This is a genomic window from Embleya scabrispora DSM 41855, from assembly GCF_000372745.1.
Lineage (GTDB): Bacteria > Actinomycetota > Actinomycetes > Streptomycetales > Streptomycetaceae > Embleya > Embleya scabrispora.
In genome coordinates this window covers 1-2145 of record NZ_KB889639.1, presented here as the reverse complement: position 1 = coordinate 2145, position 2145 = coordinate 1, and the positions used below count along the sequence as shown (strand labels likewise).

Genomic DNA, 2145 nt, shown 5'->3' with positions numbered 1-2145 from the left:
GGCGGTGGCTTTCGCCCCCGTCGAGTCGCTCGCACTCACCTCGACGGCGAAAACACCCACCCCCCACGCCCGACCCGAGACCACACACGTGAGCGTGTAGGCGATGCCCGGATGCCGCGAGCCGGGCGCCAGGCCACTGGATTCGCCGATCCTCGCGTCGGCGACGGTGCACGCACCCGCGGCGGGTCGACGGCGTGTGCCGGGGAGATGCCGGTGGCCGCGGCCAAGCCGGTGACGAGGGCGACGACGAGGGCGGTACGAACGGCGCGAGCGGCACCGGCGGCCCGACGGTGACCGATTTGTCCGCGTGCGCCGATCGGTGGGCGAATCCACGGCCGGGGCCCGGATCGGGAATGTGATCTTTTCATGTTTCCAGGAGATGAGGCCGGTCTCACCCACGTCCAATACCGGTCCGGCATGCATTCATGACGGACCGACATGTGTGTGCCGGCACCGCACCGCTTGGGCATCGGTGCATGAGCGCTGGTTCTGGGTGCGATCGGACACACCCGAATCGCCCGGCCCGAACGCCGCCTCTCCCGGCCAGTTCAGGCCCGGACACCGCCCCGCCCATGGGCCTCGCGGTCCGCGGTGACGTCGGTTCCGGTACCAGCGGCGGGCGTTGCTTCGGCAGGTCGTCGAATCCACGCTGCGATTCCGCTTCGTCCACGCCCAAGGAGGCGCCAGGTCATGTCCGACTCAGGATCCAGGTCCCGGTCGACGACCCGGGGCAAGCCCCGATCGGCCAAACTCGTCGCGCTGTCCGTCGGGTTCGCGCTCGGCGCGATCGCCGGCGTCACCGCCCCCGCCTCGGCCGGCGCACCCGACCGGGCGCCGACTAGTATCGCCGCCGCGATCCCGCGCTACGACCACGTGGTGGTGGTCGTGCACGAGAACACCAACTACGAGGAGATCATCGGCAATTCACAGGCGCCCTACCTCAACCAGCTGGCCGCCGGCGGAGCCTCGCTGACCGACTTCCACGGCGAGACCCACCCCAGTCAACCCAACTACATGGCGATGTTCTCCGGCTCCACCCAGGGCGTCACCGGCGACGAGTGTCCGCCGCCCGGAGCACCGTACGCGGCGGACAACCTCGGTCGGCAGCTCATCGACGCGGGTGGCACGTGGGGCAGCTACAACGAGGACTGGTCGGCGGCGAACCCGGGCGCGTGCACGAGTGGTTCGTACGCGCGCAAGCACAACCCGTGGTTGTCGTTCTCGAACGTACCCGCCGGCACCACATATCCGGCCACCGCGTTCCCGACCGACTACAGCACGTTGCCCACGATCTCCTACGTGGTGCCCAACCAGTGCAACGACATGCACGATCGCCTGTTCAACCCGGCCTGCGGGATCTCCACCGGGGACACCTGGACCCGGAACAGGCTGAGCGGCTACGCCGAGTGGGCCAAGACGCACAACAGCCTGCTCGTGGTCACCTGGGACGAGGACAACTTCCGCAGCGAGAACCGGATCGCCACCATCCTGTACGGCGCGCACGTCAAGCCCGGACAGTACCCGGGCCGCAAGGACCACTACAGCCTGCTGCGCACCTTCGAGGACATGTACGGCACTCGGCGCTCCGGCCAGGCCGCGACCGCGACACCGATCACCGAGATCTGGCAGGACGGTGGTCCGTCGCCCGTGTCGGTGGCGAGTCCGGGGGCGCAGTCGGGGACGGTGGGTGTGCCCGTGTCGTTGACGCTGCAGGTGTCGGGCGGGACACCTCCGTACACGTGTGCGTTCCAGGGTCTGCCCGCGGGGTTGACGGCTTCGGGTGGTGGATGCGTGGTGTCCGGTTCGCCCTCGGCGCCGGGGAGTGCACAGGTGTCGGTGACGGCGACGGACGGTGTGGGTGCGGTGTCGGCTCCGGTGTCGTTCGGGTGGACGATTGCCGCGACGCCTTCGGGTGGGGTGTCGGTGGCGAATCCGGGGGCGCAGGCGTCGAAGTTCAATCAGCGGGTGGATCTGGCTCTTCGGGTCTCGGGTGGGACGGGGCCGTATTCGTGTGCGGGGCGTGATCTTCCGGCGGGGTTGTCGCTGAATCCGCTCACGTGTGTGGTCTCGGGTCGGGCGTGGGGGGTGGGTGTTTTCGCCGTCGAGGTGAGTGCGAGCGACTCGACGGGGGCGAAAGCCACCGCC

The 2145-nt window shown here is 69.3% G+C and carries 1 protein-coding gene; it reads left to right on the top strand.

What is annotated here, in order from left to right; genetic code table 11:
- Window positions 1-690: 690 nt before the first annotated feature.
- A partial coding sequence (locus A3IC_RS67425; RefSeq protein WP_020550763.1) for an alkaline phosphatase family protein occupies window positions 691-2145 on the top strand: 1455 nt, incomplete at its 3' end.